This is a genomic window from Shimia sp. Alg240-R146 (assembly GCF_947331465.1).
Classification (GTDB): Bacteria; Pseudomonadota; Alphaproteobacteria; order Rhodobacterales; family Rhodobacteraceae; genus Shimia.
Genome location: NZ_CAMZOK010000001.1, coordinates 1278777 through 1295283, shown reverse-complemented (window position 1 = coordinate 1295283; position 16507 = coordinate 1278777). Strand labels below are relative to the sequence as shown.

General features: G+C 59.0%; 13 protein-coding genes and 2 tRNA genes. 8 read left to right on the top strand and 7 right to left on the bottom strand.

Annotated elements, in window-relative coordinates:
- Positions 1 to 11 precede the first annotated feature (11 nt).
- Positions 12 to 86 (top strand) — tRNA-Glu (locus PG871_RS06230).
- Between the two features lie 51 nt (positions 87 to 137).
- Positions 138 to 212: transfer RNA gene (locus tag PG871_RS06225), tRNA-Glu, on the top strand.
- Positions 213 to 691: 479 nt separating this feature from the next.
- On the opposite strand, the gene PG871_RS06220 is transcribed toward PG871_RS06225, so the two are convergent.
- The 5 genes from PG871_RS06220 to PG871_RS06200 are packed head-to-tail and all read right to left on the bottom strand — an operon-like array spanning position 692 to position 5935.
- Positions 692 to 1180, bottom strand: a complete 489-nt coding sequence (locus PG871_RS06220; RefSeq protein WP_270727290.1) for an SAM-dependent methyltransferase — start codon at positions 1178 to 1180, stop codon at positions 692 to 694.
- An 8-nt stretch (positions 1181 to 1188) separates the two neighbouring features.
- Positions 1189 to 2511 carry a TRAP transporter large permease gene (locus PG871_RS06215; RefSeq protein ID WP_270727287.1) on the bottom strand — a complete coding sequence of 441 codons (1323 nt, stop codon included), beginning with the start codon at positions 2509 to 2511 and terminating at the stop codon, positions 1189 to 1191.
- Positions 2508 to 3053: a TRAP transporter small permease gene (locus tag PG871_RS06210; protein WP_270727285.1), complete on the bottom strand. Its 546-nt coding sequence runs from the start codon at positions 3051 to 3053 to the stop codon at positions 2508 to 2510. Before PG871_RS06210 ends, PG871_RS06215 begins: the two co-directional genes overlap by 4 nt.
- Positions 3054 to 3083: 30 nt before the next feature.
- The gene (gene cueR / locus PG871_RS06205; RefSeq protein ID WP_270727282.1) at positions 3084 to 3479 is read right to left on the bottom strand and encodes a Cu(I)-responsive transcriptional regulator; all 396 of its coding nucleotides are present in this window, start codon (positions 3477 to 3479) and stop codon (positions 3084 to 3086) included.
- Complete coding sequence (locus tag PG871_RS06200; protein WP_270727280.1) at positions 3476 to 5935, bottom strand: heavy metal translocating P-type ATPase; 2460 nt, start codon at positions 5933 to 5935, stop codon at positions 3476 to 3478. Before PG871_RS06200 ends, cueR begins: the two co-directional genes overlap by 4 nt.
- A 259-nt stretch (positions 5936 to 6194) precedes the next feature.
- Between PG871_RS06200 and xylB the strand changes: the two genes are divergently transcribed.
- From xylB to PG871_RS06185, 3 genes are all read left to right on the top strand, one after another.
- Positions 6195 to 7649, top strand: a complete 1455-nt coding sequence (xylB, locus tag PG871_RS06195) for a xylulokinase (RefSeq protein WP_270727278.1) — start codon at positions 6195 to 6197, stop codon at positions 7647 to 7649.
- Positions 7646 to 8950 carry a xylose isomerase gene (gene xylA / locus PG871_RS06190; RefSeq protein ID WP_270727275.1) on the top strand — a complete coding sequence of 435 codons (1305 nt, stop codon included), beginning with the start codon at positions 7646 to 7648 and terminating at the stop codon, positions 8948 to 8950. Before xylB ends, xylA begins: the two co-directional genes overlap by 4 nt.
- 83 nt (positions 8951 to 9033) lie before the next feature.
- Positions 9034 to 10338, top strand: a complete 1305-nt coding sequence (locus tag PG871_RS06185; protein ID WP_270727273.1) for a cytochrome-c peroxidase — start codon at positions 9034 to 9036, stop codon at positions 10336 to 10338.
- Between the two features lie 11 nt (positions 10339 to 10349).
- Here the strand turns inward: PG871_RS06185 and PG871_RS06180 are convergent, their stop codons facing one another.
- Together PG871_RS06180 and PG871_RS06175 are read right to left on the bottom strand one after the other, a co-directional pair.
- A complete protein-coding gene (locus PG871_RS06180) occupies positions 10350 to 11894 on the bottom strand; it encodes a CRTAC1 family protein (RefSeq protein WP_270727271.1) in 1545 nt (514 codons plus the stop codon).
- Positions 11884 to 13077, bottom strand: coding sequence for an ROK family transcriptional regulator (locus PG871_RS06175; protein WP_270727268.1), 1194 nt, complete (start codon positions 13075 to 13077; stop codon positions 11884 to 11886). The genes PG871_RS06180 and PG871_RS06175 overlap by 11 nt, the downstream gene beginning before the upstream one ends.
- Before the next feature lie 215 nt (positions 13078 to 13292).
- On the opposite strand from PG871_RS06175, the gene xylF reads away from it, so the two are divergent.
- The 3 genes from xylF to PG871_RS06160 all read left to right on the top strand — a co-directional run bounded on the left by xylF (position 13293) and on the right by PG871_RS06160 (position 16492).
- A complete protein-coding gene (gene xylF, locus PG871_RS06170; RefSeq protein WP_270727265.1) occupies positions 13293 to 14306 on the top strand; it encodes a D-xylose ABC transporter substrate-binding protein in 1014 nt (337 codons plus the stop codon).
- Between the two features lie 144 nt (positions 14307 to 14450).
- Positions 14451 to 15716 (top strand): sugar ABC transporter permease, encoded by a 1266-nt coding sequence (locus PG871_RS06165; RefSeq protein ID WP_270727263.1) that lies wholly within the window; start codon positions 14451 to 14453, stop codon positions 15714 to 15716.
- 11 nt (positions 15717 to 15727) lie between these two features.
- Positions 15728 to 16492: an ATP-binding cassette domain-containing protein gene (locus tag PG871_RS06160; protein WP_270727260.1), complete on the top strand. Its 765-nt coding sequence runs from the start codon at positions 15728 to 15730 to the stop codon at positions 16490 to 16492.
- Positions 16493 to 16507 lie beyond the last annotated feature (15 nt).

Genomic DNA, 16507 nt, shown 5'->3' with positions numbered 1-16507 from the left:
CGCTTCGGCACGGCCCGTTCGTCTATCGGTTAGGACGCCAGGTTTTCAACCTGGAAAGAGGGGTTCGATTCCCCTACGGGCTGCCAGTCGAAGCCGGTTCTCCGGACATCAGCTCCACCCGAACCAAGCACATGCGTGGCCCGTTCGTCTATCGGTTAGGACGCCAGGTTTTCAACCTGGAAAGAGGGGTTCGATTCCCCTACGGGCTGCCACTGCTTCATTCCTGAGATCACATACAGCCAGCCAGACAAGCCCACCCGTCCAGCCTCGAATTCTCACGGTTCTGCCGCCGTTGACCCACGAAATCAGCAAGCCTCCGCCGAGCTTCGCTCCACTTGAGAAAAATGCCGCCGGTGTGACTGCGCACCTCTTAGACTCCCTGCCGCCCAAAGCCTACATACCCCCAGAAGGCGCACAATCCCCGAGCTTTTGACGGGCCAAAAACAACCCGCCCGTCTGACGACAAACGACCCGAAAGGCCGCCCATGCCCAAGTACCTGTTTCTGATGTGGACCTTGCCGCATGTTTCGGCGCCTCGGCGCGCGGAACAGCGCGTCGGTCCGTCTAAAGGGTGCTTCTTTTGGGCCACGACCCAGGCCGGATTGCGATCAGATTTGATGCGGGAAACCACCGCATTCAATTTGAATAGTATGCCGTCGCCGCGCCCTTGCCTGAACCGCGACTGAACGCATCAACCGTTCGGTGGCACATCCACCGCAGGTGCGCTGGGTTTGATGTCCACCAAAGGTGTGCCGTCAAAGCAATCGATCGCGTCGATCTCAATCACTCCGGTGACCAAATCCAGCGCCGTTAGGCGCACCGCAGCCAACGACACCGGATTGACCCGATTGGGAGAGCGCAGCGCAAAAGTGCCCCGCGCCATATCGTGATGCCGGGGACGCTGTGTAATCAAATCGCGCCGCGCCTGATCCATCCAGTAAAACAGCAAAATGCCCTGTCCGACCTCCAGCCCGCTCAATCCTTCAGCAAAGCCTGGCTCCAACTCAACACGCGCCCCTTCACCGGTCTCCCGGGCGCGAGTGACGTTCTTGGGACAATTGCCGCGGGACCAAGGCGTGCGGATACGGCCAATAAACCGGATCTGCGCATCCACACGCTCTAGCGGATCAAACCCAAGCTGGCTTTCACCGTCCCTGATTTCCGGTACATCATGGCTCATGCCTCACCTCAATAGATCCACCACACCAGCGCCAGCGTGATCGGCGGGAAGGCCACAAGGATCACAACCCGTATGATGTCAGCCAGCACAAAAGGTGCGGTGCCACGGAAGGTTTCGCTGATCGGAATGTCGCGCGCCATCGCGTTTATCACGAACAGGTTCATCCCCACCGGCGGCGTGATCAACCCAACCTCAACCACAATCAGAACAATGATCCCGAACCACAGTGCGAAATCTTCGACGCTCATGCCGAAATCAAGCGCGATCATGATCGGGAAAAAGATTGGCACGGTCAGCAGCACCATCGACAAGCTGTCCATCACACAACCAAAGACCAGATACAGCACCAACACGCAGAACAGCACAAACATCGGCGAGAAGCCCTGATCCGCCACCCATTGGGCCGAGGTTTGCGGCAGTTGGGTCAGCGCGAGGAAGCTGTTAAACATGCCCGCCCCCAACACGATGAAAAAGATCATCGCGGTGGAATTGGCCGTCGACAGAACCGATTGCACGAGCTTGGGCATGTTCAGCCCGCCTGATGCCAACGCAACAATCCCGGTGCCCATCGCGCCAACTGCTGCGGCTTCGGTTGGTGTAAAGATGCCGGTGTAAATGCCGCCAACAACGGCGCCAAAAATCACAATTACCGGCCAGACGGCAATCAATGCACGGAACCGTTCTGCCATCGGCACCCGCTCCAGCGCGTCCCCCGATCCGGGCACGACGCGCACATAAATTGCCACCACCAGCATATACCCAACAGCCGCCAGAATGCCGGGCGCAAAGGCAGCCACAAACAGCTTCGCGATATTTTGTTCGGTCAAAATGGCGTATATCACGAGGATCACCGACGGCGGGATCAGGATACCCAGCGTGCCGCCTGCGGCCAGTGTACCGGTCGCGAGCGGGCCGGAATAGCCATAGCGACGCAGTTCGGGCAAAGCCACCTGCCCCATCGTGGCCGCAGTCGCCAGCGAGCTGCCACAGATCGCGCCAAAGCCCGCACAAGCACCGATGGCCGACATGGCAACGCCGCCCTTGAGATGCCCCAGCCAGGCCTCTGCCGCTTTGAACAAACCCTTGGACATGCCGGAATGGGTCGCAAATTGCCCCATCAGCAAAAACAGTGGCACAATCGACAGCGAGTAGCTCGAAAATGTGCTGAATGTCAGGTGCTTAAGCTGCCCCATCGTCATCAGGGTGCTGCCCATCACCAAATAAGTGCCGCCAACGCCGACGCCCATCATCGCAAGGCCAATCGGCACCCGCAGAAAGATCAGAACAAGAAGGACAGGAAAGGACCAAATGCCAATCTCTAGATTGCTCATGCGCCACCTCCCGGCATCGCCTTAAGGCTGCGCCACACGCAAAACAGAGAGACAATCACAAAAGTACCCGCGCCGAGCATTGCCGCGGCATAGGCCTGCCAGATTTCGATTTGCAGGATAAAGGTCGTCTCGAAGTAGGACTTCTTGTCCAGCATACCCAGCCAAAGCCGCCACGCGATGACAACTGCGGCGACCGCCATACCAAGATCCGCGATCAGGTCCAGAAACCGGTTCCCAACCTTGCCAAATGTCGCTTGAAACAAATCAACTCGAGCGTGGCCGCGCACATACTGGCAATAGGGCAGAAAGGCGAATATGGCGAAAGCCATGCCCATCTCCAGCAATTCCACATCGCCTGAAACCGGCTTCAGGCCCAGCGGGATCAAAGCCCGCCCCGTGATGGACGCGCACACCATGATCACCAAAGCAATCAGAATGACGCCCCCCGCGATCGCCACGGCCCGCGAAAGCCAGCCAACGGCCTTGTCAATTTGTCGATACACCTGCAGTCCCCTCCCATGCGTCCCGTCAAATGCGGTCATGCAAGGGTCCCTGTCAACAGTTACAAAAAATCACGCCTTTGGTGCGCCGCCAAGGGTATCAAGGATCGGACAATCGGGCCGACCATCGCCGGCGCACGACGTCACCAGATGGGAGAGAGTGGCCCGCATGTCCTGCAGATCTGCAATTTTTGCATCAATGTCCGCAAGGTTCTGTTGTGCCACTCTTTTTACATCTGCCGACGCCCGTCCACGATCTTCATAAAGGGCCAGCAATGTACGGCAGTCCTCGATAGTGAACCCAAGCGAGCGTGCACGCCCGACAAAGGTCAATTTGTGCAGATCTTTTTGCGCAAACTGGCGATATCCATTGGCGCTGCGCGCGGGGCAAATGAACCCGATGTCCTCATAATAGCGTATGGTCTTGGCTGGCAGACCCGACCGCTCTGCCACATCTCCGATATTCATACCAAAACCTCCTGCTCAGACATTGCTGCTTTGACCGAGCGCAGCCGCAAGGCGTTGCTCAACACGAAGACACTGGAAAGCGCCATCGCACCGGCCCCAAGCATAGGCGACAAAAGCGGCCCGCCAAAGAGATAGAACGCGCCTGCTGCCACGGGAATAAGCGCCACATTATAGGCAAAAGCCCAAAACAGGTTCTGCCGTATGTTGCGGATCACAGCTTGCGACACCGTCACCGCATTCACCACGCCCCGCAAATCACCAGACATCAGAACCACGTCCGCCGCCTCGATCGCCACATCTGTGCCGGTACCGATTGCAATGCCCACATCCGCCGCCGCCAACGCCGGCGCGTCGTTGATGCCATCGCCGACAAAGGCCACCGCACCGGCTTCGGATGCAAGATCCCGCAAGGCCGCCACTTTGCCATCCGGCAAAACCTCGGCCACCACATGATCAATACCAAGGTGGTCGGCCAAGGCCTCTGCCGTGGCGCGGTTGTCGCCCGAAATCATCGCCGTTCTCACGCCCATTGCGTGCAGCGCATCGATCGCCGCACGGCTTGCTGGCTTCACCTTGTCCGACACCGCAAGAAGCGCCGCCACTTGGCCGTCCACCGCCGCAAAGACTGGCGTTTTGCCTTCTTTGGCAAGACGGTGGGCCGCATCTGTATGTCCCTCCAAAGCAATGCCTTGCGCCACCATGAACCGGTCCGCTCCGACAACGATGACATGGCCCTCGACGCTTGCCCGCAGGCCCATGCCTGCCACAGCCTCAAAGCTATCCGCGTCCGGCAAGTCCAAACCATCCGCCGCCTCGATCACCGCCCGCGCCAGCGGATGCTCCGACCCAGTCTCTGCCGCGGCCACCAGCCGCAAAACCTCGGTCTGCTCATAGCCTTGCGATACCACAAAATCGCTCAGGCTTGGCCGCCCCTCGGTCAATGTGCCGGTCTTGTCAAACGCCACCACATCGCAGTCACGCAACCGCTGGAGCGCGTCTCCGCGCCGAAACAACACGCCCAACTGCGCGGCGCGGCCGGTACCCACCATGATCGACGTTGGCGTCGCCAACCCCATCGCACAGGGGCAGGCAATGATCAAAACCGCCACACCGGCCACCATTGCATGACCCAATGCGGGGGACGGACCAAAGGCCAGCCAAAGCGCAACCGTCGCCACTGCAATGCCAATCACCACAGGCACAAAAACGGTCGTGATCTTGTCGACCATGCCCTGAATAGGCAGCTTCGCACCCTGCGCGTCGCGCACCATCGTAATGATTTGTGCCAGCGTGGTGTCGGCCCCAACCGCTTCGGCTTCAAAGCGCAGAACGCCTTGCCCGTTAACCGTGCCACCCACCACGACTGCGCCGGCGGTTTTCTCAACCGGCACAGGTTCGCCTGTGATCATCGCCTCATCGACATAAGACAGACCGTCCAACACACGCCCATCCACCGCGATCTTCTCGCCAGGGCGAACCACGACCACATCCCCAACTGCAATCTCGTCAATTGCGATGTCCGTGATCTCGCCTTTGCGCTCGACCCGCGCCGTCCTTGGCTGCAAGCCCACCAGCTTGCGAATGGCCTCACCAGTCCGCCCCTTGGCGCGCGCCTCCATCCAGCGCCCCGCAAGGATCAGCACCACAATGACAGCCGCAGCCTCGTAGTAGACGTTTGCCGTACCATCAGGCAGCCATCCCGGCACAAATGTCGAAACAACCGAAAACAAGAATGCCGCGCTGGTGCCCATCGCCACCAGAGAATTCATATCCGGCGCGCCTTTTATAAGGGCCGGAAAGCCCTTGGTGTAAAACTGGCGCCCCGGCCCCAAGAGCAAGACCGCTGTTAAAATGAACTGGGCATAGTAGCTGTTGCTCATCCCGACGTTGGCCATGATCCAATGGTGCAATGGCGGATAAAGATGGCCGCCCATTTCTACCAAAAATACCGGCAAGGCCAGCGCCGCCGCCAAAACAACCTTGCGCTTTAGTGCCGCCGCCTCGTCAGCTTTGCGGTCCACCGCTGGCGCCTCGGCCTGCTGCAGTCGTGCAGGATAGCCTGCACGTGTCGCCAAAGCGGCCACTTGCGACGCGGTGACTACGCCTTCGGCATAGCGCACACGCGCTGTTTCCGTGGCCAAATTGACCGAGGCTTCAATAACGCCGTGCCCGGCCTGCAAGGCCGCCTCCGCCCGCCCGACACAGCTCGCACAGCTCAAATCCGAAATCTCAAGCGTCGTTGCGGCGATCCGCGCCGGATACCCTGCCGTGTCTAAAGCTGCCAACAGCGCCTTTGTCTCGGCCGGCGTATCAAACACCACATGTCCTGTCTCGGACGCAAGGTTCACGGACGCCTCGCGCACACCATCCACTGCAGCCAATGCTTTTTCCGCGCGGCCAACACAGCCTGCACAGTTCAATCCGTCGATCTGAAAATCCAGCACCTGTGCCGTCATGAGTCGTCTTTCTCTTGTCCTGACACGCTACATAAGGGTTCCAGTTGGTGGAAGGTCAAGCAATGCGCTTGCATTGCGGCTATGCCGAGAACGACGGCACTCTTCGGCGCAAGGCCATGAAAACAAAGCGAAAGCGGCACATCGCCTGCGATCCGGCTGGTAAGCGGGCAGCAAGAATTCGCGATTTTTGAATTTCTGGTTTGAATTCCGAATTAATTTGAGGCAAAAACTAATTGGAGGAGACACTGAGGAGAGCCCCATGTTTGTGGGAATCGATCTTGGCACGTCCGGCCTGCGCGCGCTTTTGATAGACGAAGCGCAACAGGTGGTCGCTGCCAAAGAAGCATCATACGACACAACACGTCCCCATGCAGGCTGGTCCGAACAGGCCCAATCTGACTGGACAGACGCCTGCATCACTGTGTTTGCAGAGCTGCGCGCCGAAGTGCCCGCCGCCGTCGCAGCCATTCGTGGCATCGGCGTTTCCGGGCACATGCACGGCGCTAACCTGCTGGACGCAGCGGGCACCCCCCTGCGCCCGTGCATGATGTGGAACGACACGCGGTCGGTCGACCAAGCTGCCAAGCTTGACGCAACGGCCAATGTGCGTGACCTGTCTGGCAACATCGTGTTTCCCGGCTTCACCGCGCCCAAGGTCGCTTGGGTGGCAGACAATGAACCAGACGTGTTTGCCAAAACCGCCAAGGTGCTTCTGCCAAAAGACTACCTGAATTTCTGGCTGACCGGTGTCTATGCATCAGACATGTCCGACTCCGCCGGCACCAGCTGGCTCGACGTCGCCGCGCGGGATTGGTCCGAAGACCTGCTCGCCGCCTCAGGTATGCGCCGTGACCAGATGCCTGACTTGTTTGAAGGGTCCGAAGCCATCGGCAACGTGCGCTCTGATATCGCGTCTTTGCTCGGCCTGCCTGACGGTGTTGTGGTGGCTGCGGGGGCTGGCGACAACGCTGCCGCGGCTTGCGGCATCGGCGCTTTGGGCGAAGGTGACGGCTTTGTCTCGCTTGGCACCTCCGGTGTGCTGCTCACGGGCCGCGACGCATATGCCCCGAAACCTGCCAGCGCCGTGCACACGTTTTGCCATGCGGTTCCAGACCGCTGGTATCAGATGGGCGTTATTCTCGCCGCCACCGACTGCCTCAACTGGTTGTCACGTAATCTGCAGGAAAGCCCTGCGGATCTGACCCGAGCGCTCGGCGACACTGTTTCTGGCCCCGGAAAAATGCGCTTCCTGCCTTATCTTTCGGGCGAGCGCACCCCGCACAACGACGCCGACATTCGCGGCGCCTTTATCGGTCTGGACATCGCGTCCGGTCACCAAGGCCTGACCCAAGCGGTGCTTGAAGGCGTCACCTTTGCCTTACGCGACAACCTTGAGGCGCTGAAATCCACCGGCGCAAAGCTCGATCAGGTCATCGCCATTGGCGGCGGTTCCCAGTCGCCGTTCTGGGTCGAGTTGATCGCCACGGTTTTGAACCTGCCGATCGCCCTGCCCAAAGACGGCGAATTCGGCGCCGCGCTCGGGGCCGCGCGACTGGCCATCTGCGCCGCAACCGACGCCGATCCGGTCGCAACGATGACCCGACCAGAAATCGCACAGACAATCCACCCGCGCAGCGATCTGCGCGATGACTATGAAGCGGCGTATGCCGCCTTCCGAAATTCCTACTCCGGCATAAAGGCCCTGCAATCATGACCGACTTTTTCTCTGGCATCGCGCCCGTTCAATACGAAGGCCCCGACAGCACCAATCCGATGGCCTTTCATCACTACAACCCGGACGAAGTTGTCATGGGCAAACGCATGGAAGACCACCTGCGTTTTGCCATCGCTTATTGGCACAGCTTTGCATGGGAAGGCGGCGATCCGTTTGGCGGCCAGACCTTTGTTCGCCCTTGGCATCCTCAGGATCAAATGGCGACCGCCAAGGTCAAAGCCGACGCGGCCTTTGAAATGTTCGACATTCTCGGCCAGCCCTATTTCTGCTGGCACGACGCCGACATCCGCCCCGAAGGCGACACCTTTGCCGAAAGCCTGAAAAATTTCGAGGCCATCATCGACTACTTCGGTGAAAAGATGAGCAGCCGTAAAGTCAAACTTCTTTGGGGCACGGCCAACATGTTCAGCCACCGCCGCTGGATGTCCGGCGCGTCCACCAACCCTGATCCCGATGTGTTTGCCTACTCGGCGGCGACCGTGAAAACCTGCATGGACGCCACCAAGAAACTGGACGGGCAGAACTATGTGCTTTGGGGCGGCCGCGAAGGCTACGAAACCCTTTTAAACACCGACATGGGCCGAGAACTCGACCACATGGGCCGTTTCCTGAACATGGTGGTCGACTACAAACACAAGATCGGCTTTGAGGGTCAGATTTTGGTCGAACCCAAGCCACAGGAACCCTCCAAGCATCAATACGATTACGATGCCGCGACCTGCTATGGCTTCTTGCAGAAATACGGCCTCGAGAATGAGGTCAAACTCAACCTCGAACAGGGCCACGCCATTCTTGCCGGTCACAGCTTTGAACATGAAATTGCGACGGCCACGGCGCTGGGTGTGCTGGGCAGCATCGACATGAACCGCAACGACTACCAATCCGGCTGGGACACCGACCAGTTCCCCAACAACGTGCCCGAAGTCGCACTGGCCTATTACCACATCCTCAAGGACGGCGGCTTTACCCAAGGCGGCACCAACTTCGACGCCAAACTGCGCCGTCAGTCGCTGGATGCGGACGATCTGATCGCCGCACACGTTGGCGGCATGGACATCTGCGCCCGTGGTCTCAAAGCCGCCGCAGCCATGATCGAAGACGGTGGTTTGGATGCGGCCCTGTCTGAGCGGTACTCCGGTTGGGACACACCGGAGGCGCAAGCGATGCTGACCAGCGATCTCGGCAGCATCTTTGCCGACGTGAACGCAGGCAAGATGAATCCGGCTCCGAAGTCCGGCCGTCAGGAAATCTTGGAAAACTACGTAAACCGCTTCGTTTGATCCTGACAGAAGTGGATTTGACTAACACACTCCCCCCTCGCGCCAGAACTGGTGCGAGGGGGTTTGACTATCCAAGGACAGCCATGCGCAGTTTGCTCGCCACCGCCATTTTGATCTTGCCAGTCACGGCAATCGCCGCCGACCTGCCCAAGCCAGACGCAGTGTTCCCTGCGCAAGACGAGGACGAAGTGCGCCTTGGCTGGCAACTGTTCTATGACCCGATCCTGTCAGGCAACCGCTCGGTAAGCTGCGCGACCTGTCACCACCCCGATCTCGGCACATCAGACGGCCTGTCTCTGGGACTTGGCGATGGCGCCACAGGGCTTGGCACCAACCGCGTCATTGATGCAGCGAACCCACCCGAACAACGTATTCCCCGCAACGCACCCGCTCTCTGGAACCTTGGTGCGACTGAATTCACTGTCTTTTTCCACGATGGTCGACTTGAGGATGACCCCACCCGCCCGTCCGGCATCCGCACGCCCTTGGGAGCAGAGATGGAGATGGGGTTCACCAACGCCCTCGCCGCCCAAGCCATGTTTCCCGTGTTATCTGGCGATGAAATGGCTGGGCACTATTCGGAAAACGACGTCGCGCAGGCGGTGCGCTTGGGACAGCTGACAGGTGACGGTGGTGCGTGGGACATTCTGGCAAAACGCGTGGAAGCGATCCCCGCTTATCGCACCGATTTTGATGCCGTCATTGGCGAAGGCACTCCGATCCACTTCACCCACATCGCCAACGCAATCGCTGCATTTATCACCTTTGAATGGCGCGCGGACCAAAGCCCGTTTGACGCCCACTTGCGCGATGGCACGCCGCTGGATCCGGATCAAACAGCTGGCATGAACCTCTTTTATGGCAAAGCCGAATGCAGCGCCTGTCACAGCGGCCTGTTTCAAACCGATCACGATTTTCACGCCATAGCCATGCCCCAGATTGGCCCCGGCAAAGCCGCCCGATTTGAACGCCACAACCGCGATGTGGGTCGCGGACGCGTGACCGGTGATGAAACCGATTTCTACGCCTTCCGCACGCCGTCGCTGCGCAACATCACTGAAACCGCACCTTACGGCCACTCGGGCGCTTATGCGTCGCTAGAAGACGTCGTGCGCCACCACCTTGATCCAACCACTGCGCTCGCGGCTTACTCCATCAATCAGGCCGTGCTGAGCGAAGGAGCCTTCACCAACGACACGGCCCTGATAGAAAACGCAAAAGACGTTGCTGCAATTGCCGCGGCCAATACCTTGCCCACAACACATCTGACCGACACAGAAGTCGCCCAGCTGATTGCCTTCCTCGGCGCACTCACTGACTACGACAGCCTCAAAGGACGCTTAGGTGTGCCGAAATCCGTGCCCTCGGGCCTGCCGCTGGACAAGTAAACCGCCTAAGGTCAGTACTTAGCCACCGCAAGTCCGTCGTCATCGGCCCACAGCATCCAGACCGCACCCGTCTTCAGATCAACCCAATCTGACACAATGCCACCGGGCCAGATCACGCGCACTTTCACATCCGTCACATCGCCCAGACCAAAATGTTCAGGCACGGCGACACCACCGGCATGACCGCCGCCGACAACCAATTCACGCACATAGGTGCGTGCACCGGCCTGCACTTCGATGAACGCACCAACCGCATCGCCATTGCCGCCATCGCCCAACAGGGTCATCGCCACCCAATGCCCCGCGTTCTCGGTCACGTTCTGATAAACTTCCATCGGCGCGCGGCGGTTGACCACCACCAAATCCAGCAAGCCGTTGTTGTTCAAATCCGCCAAAGCCGCGCCGCGAGACCGCGCCATTGTGCCTATGCCTGCGACGCCGCCCTGCTCCTCAAAGCTGCCATCCGGCATTTGGATCAAGAGATTGTTGGGATCTTCCATCGCCGCATCCGGCATTTGTTCGACATTACCCTTGGCAATGAAGACATCATCCAAACCGTCGTTGTCCACATCCCCAAACGCGATATGCCAACCGGTCGACGGCCGCCCGTCGCCGCCCTGATAGGGGCGATGCGCCGAGGTGCCCATTTCATATGGCACGTCTTCAAATGTCGGCCCTGTCGCGCCGGTCAACCGCATCAAACGTTGATCGCCCATCGAACTGAGGAAAACTTCACTCATGCCATCAAAGTCAAGATCACGGCTCGCGATCCCCATCCCCCAAAGCATGTGGGTCGCCCAACCATCAGCCTCCTCAAGCAAGCGCGGCACATCTTCCATCGCCCACATCTGTTCGGCACCGCCTTTGACATAGTAATGTCGGTCGTTGCTCACCCGCAGATCAGCCCGCCCCTGACGCCCCCAATCGGAAAACAACATCGACAGCGGGCAAAACCCCGGCTCAAGCAGGGTCTTGGCATATCCGTCGCCGTCAGGCCGAAACAGCACGTTGGCGTCGCAGGCCTCGAATGGCCCGTCTGGATTGGTGCGGTCGACATAATTGCCAAAGGCCAGCGTCGGCAGCGCATTACCTGCTTCCCAAGTGGCCGAAAACGCCGTGGTCCAGCCATCGCCACCGTCAAAACCGTCAATCTCCATAGGACGGAACGAACATTCCGGCCCGCCCTTCAGCAATTTGTTTTCGCCAACCCGCAGGATCACCAGATCACGCCAACCGTCACCATCGATGTCCAGCGCATAGACACCGGCCACACCGGTAAGCTCCACGTCTGCTGGGGTTGCAGCTTCAAACCGGATATCACCACCCATGTGCGAGCGGTTGCGCATCAAAACAGCAGGGTTTTCCCCACCTGCGACCACCAGATCGGACAGGCCGTCACCGTCGCAGTCAAACACTGCCACACCGCCGCCGACATAATGCTCCCACCCGCCGTCATAAACATGCTGGGCCAGATCTATCGGTGCGAACCGCACTTCGGCCGCCGTAGCGGTTGCAATCGCCCCGATACCCAGTGCCGCCAAACCTTTAGACCACATGATCTTTCATTTCCTGCAAAGCCAGTTCCGACACGTTTTCCAAAGCGTAAGCCGCCGCGCCACGCGCCCACATCTGGTTGCCCCATTTGTGTACAACAACCTCCGGCGGCGCCTTGTCCACCTGAACGATCAATTTGCGCATAACTTCAATGACTTCTTCGGCATACAGGTGGCTTGCCTGCATCTGTTCACCCGCAAGAATGATCAGTTCCGGATCAAAGATATTCACCAGATTGGCCAGCCCCATCGCGAACATGCGTCCAGCCCGTTCAACAATAGAGCCGGCCACCGCGTCGCCGTCCTTGGCCGCTGCCAACAAATCCTCAACCTGCCGCTCGTCCTGCCCGCCGCTGGCGCTCATCGCTTCGCGCAACAACGCATAGTCCGCAACATAGGCCTCCAAACAGCCGCGCTGCCCGCACCGGCACAACGCGCCTTCGAGTTGCACCTTGGTGTGACCAAATTCCGCCCCGCATCCTCGCGTGCCGCGATAAATTTCGTCGCCGATGACAATGCCCATGCCAACGCCGCTTTCGATTGTCACCACGATGAAATCGGAATGCCCCTGCCCCAACCCAAAGGTCTTTTCCGCCATCGCCACAAGGTTGGCGTCATTGTCCAGAAAGACCGGGATCGACAAGGTGTCAGACAACACCTTGCCAAATTCCACATTGCGCGATGTCAGCGACGGCGACCAATGCACAAAACCGCGCGGCGCATCAACGATGCCCGCGATGCCAAGACCAAAGCCCGATACATCCGCCAGACTGCGCCCCACTTTGTTGGCCAGATCGCCCACATGCCCTGCCAGAAGCTGCGCCAGATCAACAGCCTGATGCGCGGTCTGCTCAAGTTCCACCTCATGATCCGCCAACTGATTGCCTTCGAAATCCAGCAACACCAACGACACCGACCGGTTGGAAATCTTTGCCCCGGCAATAAGACGCGCCTCTCCGCAAATTTTAAGGTCCACCTTGGGGCGGCCGCGACGCGCATCCTTGTCCGGAGATTCGCTGCTGATCTCCTCGATCAGCCCATCGCGCAACAACTCTGCGGTGATCGTTGTCACTGTGGCGCGGCTGATTCCCGTGACTTCCGACAGCCGGATGCGGGGGATGCGCCCTTGGCGACGGATTTCCGCAAACAAGGTTCTGCGCCCAATTTCTCTTTGATTCACGGACATATAGATCACTTTCTTCGCTGCCAATGTTGTCGCGGATGCTTGTCGTCAAAGCAACATCGGTTCGACGAGGTGTCGTCAGATTACGTATTTTTTCAAGTCTAGCCGATTTAATTTGATTTACAAATTTAATACGCTAACATGATGACACCAGCTCGAAGACTGATTCACGCCATGTGGCGCCTTTCGGGATCTGGACTGAATATTGGGAGGATAAAATGAAACTATTCGCATCCGCGACGGCGATCATCGCCGGCGCATTCATGAGCACGGCCGCACTGGCCGACGATCTCGTCATCGGCGTAAGCTGGTCCAATTTCCAGGAAGAACGCTGGAAAACAGACGAAGCCGCCATCAAAGGCGCGCTGGACGCAGCCGGTGCCAAATACATCTCTGCTGACGCGCAAAGCTCTTCCGCCAAGCAGCTTTCCGACATCGAAAGCCTGATCGCACAGGGCGCCGACGCGCTGATCATCCTTGCACAGGACGCCTCTTCGGTTGGTCCGGCTGTTCAAGCCGCCTCAGACGAAGAAATTCCGGTTGTTGCCTACGACCGTCTGATCGAAGACGCCCGCGCCTTCTATCTGACTTTTGACAACGTCGAAGTTGGCCGCATGCAGGCACGCGCCGTTCTGGCAGCGCAGCCCAAAGGCAACTACGTCATGATCAAGGGCTCCCCAACCGATCCGAACGCAGACTTCCTGCGCGGTGGTCAGCAGGAAATCCTGCAGGCGGCAATCGACGCCGGTGACATCACCATCGTTGGCGAAGCCTACACCGATGGCTGGGTTCCTGCGAACGCACAGCGCAACATGGAACAGATCCTGACCGCAACTGACAACAAAGTTGACGCGGTTGTGGCCTCCAACGACGGCACCGCCGGCGGTGTTGTTGCAGCGCTGACCGCACAGGGCATGGAAGGTATTCCAGTGTCCGGTCAGGACGGCGACCACGCTGCTCTGAACCGTGTTGCAACTGGAACACAGACCGTATCGGTTTGGAAAGACGCCCGTGCACTGGGCGCCGCAGCGGGTGAAATCGCCGTGGCTCTGGCCGGTGGCAATGCCGTTGAAGGCGCCGCCGAGTGGACGTCCCCATCGGGCACAACCATGAACTCCATGTTCCTGTCTCCGGTTCCTGTGACTGCCGACAACCTGAACGTTGTTCTGGACGCTGGCTGGATCGAAAAAGATGCACTTTGCGCCGGTTCTTCCAACGCAGCGTGTAACTAAGCACTCCCGCCCCTCCGCCGATTTGCGCGGAGGGGCATTTATTTCCCCACCCCCTGAGATTTCAAAAACCTTTACTGTCGCGGTCTCCTCCGCACAGAATAGGTATGGTATCTCACGCATCGCGAGCCAAAGAGGGAACGCACAATGCAAAATCAAGCCAAGAACCTGATCAACAAGCTGGGGCTTGACCCCCGCCTGCTTGGAATGATCGGCGCGCTTGTGGCGATCTGGGTCGTTTTCGGCATCTTCACCGATGGCCGCTTCCTGTCGCCCCGTAACTTCTTCAACTTGTCGGTTCAAACTGCCTCGGTTGCCGTCATGGCCACCGGTATGGTGTTTGTGATCGTCACCCGCCATATCGACCTGTCCGTGGGCTCGATGCTCGGCTTTATCGGCATGGCCGTCGCCGCATTGCAAGTGCAGGTGCTACCAGACCTCGTCGGCTTGGGTCACTGGTCCGTCTGGATCATTGCAGTCATCGCCGCGATCCTGATGGGCGCTGTGCTCGGCGCGTTTCAGGGTTGGATCATCGGCTACCTGGCCGTACCTGCTTTCATTGTTACCCTGGGCGGCTTGCTGGTCTACCGCGGGGCGATGTGGTGGGTCACCGAAGGCCAAACCCAAGCGCCACTGGACACCACGTTCCGCCTTCTGGGTGGTGGTGCCGAAGGCACTTTGGGTGAATCCCTAAGCTGGATCTTCGGGATCGTCGCTGCACTGGCCGCCGTGGCCCTCATGCTGCTGAGCCGCCGCAACAAAGCCAACCACGGTTTCGCGGTGAAACCCGCCTGGGCCGAAGGCATCCTGCTGGCGATCGCCGCAGGGGGCATCATGGGCTTTGTCTGGATCATGAACAGCTACCCGATCTCCAAGGGCGCGATGAAACGAATGACCAAGGCGCAAGGCATCGAATACACCGATGGCATGGTCTGGAACCACGGCGTCGCCATTCCAGTGGTGATCCTGTTGGGTGTGGCCATTGTGATGACCGTCATCGCGACACGCACCCGCTTTGGCCGCTATGTCTACGCCACCGGTGGCAACCCCGAAGCCGCGGAACTCTCCGGCATCAACACCCGCTGGCTGACCGTCAAAATCTTTGCCCTCATGGGCGCGCTGACCGGCATCGCTGCCGTCATCGCATCGGCCCGCCTGAATGCCGTGGACGTTGGCCTCGGCACGTTGGATGAGCTGCGCGTTATCGCGGCGGCTGTGATTGGTGGCACCGCACTCGCGGGCGGCGCAGGCACCATCTACGGTGCTGTGATCGGTGCGCTGATCATGCAATCTCTGCAATCAGGCATGGCCTCTGTCGGCGTTGACGCGCCTTTGCAAAACATCGTTGTCGGGGTCGTTCTGGTGTTCGCCGTTTGGGTCGACATCGTTTATCGCCGCCGCGCTGGCGCATAAGGAGAACCATTATGGACAAGCAAACACCTCTCGTAGACATGCGCGACATCCACATCTCCTTTGGTGGTATTCACGCGGTGGATCACGTCTCAGTTGATTTGTATCCGGGCGAAGTTGTTGGCCTGCTGGGTCACAACGGCGCGGGCAAATCCACGCTGATCAAGATCCTCTCCGGCGCCTATCAGGCAGACGGCGGTGAGATCTATATCAACGGTGAAAAGGCCGAGATCCACAACCCGCGCGACGCGCGCAAATACAACATCGAGACCATCTATCAGACGCTTGCGCTGGCCGATAACCTCGATGCTGCGTCCAACCTGTTTTTGGGACGTGAACTGGTCACCCCCATCGGCACGGTGGATGACGACGCGATGGAAGCCGAAACCCGCAAGATCATGGCCAAACTCAACCCGAACTTCCAAAAGTTCGCTGAACCGGTCTCGGCTTTGTCTGGCGGACAACGACAGTCCGTGGCGATTGCTCGGGCGGTCTATTTCGATGCCAAGATCCTGATCATGGACGAACCGACAGCGGCTCTTGGCCCTCATGAAACACAGATGGTGTCTGAGCTGATCCAACAGCTCAAGACGCAGGGCATCGGCATTTTCCTGATCAGCCACGACATCCATGACGTCATGGAGCTTTGTGACCGCGCCAGCGTTATGAAAAACGGCGAATTGGTGGGCACGGTTGATGTAAACGACGTGACCGATGATGACCTTTTGGGCATGATCATTCTTGGCAAGCGCCCCGAAGGCGTGACCGTTCAAGGATAAGAGTAGACGCATGAC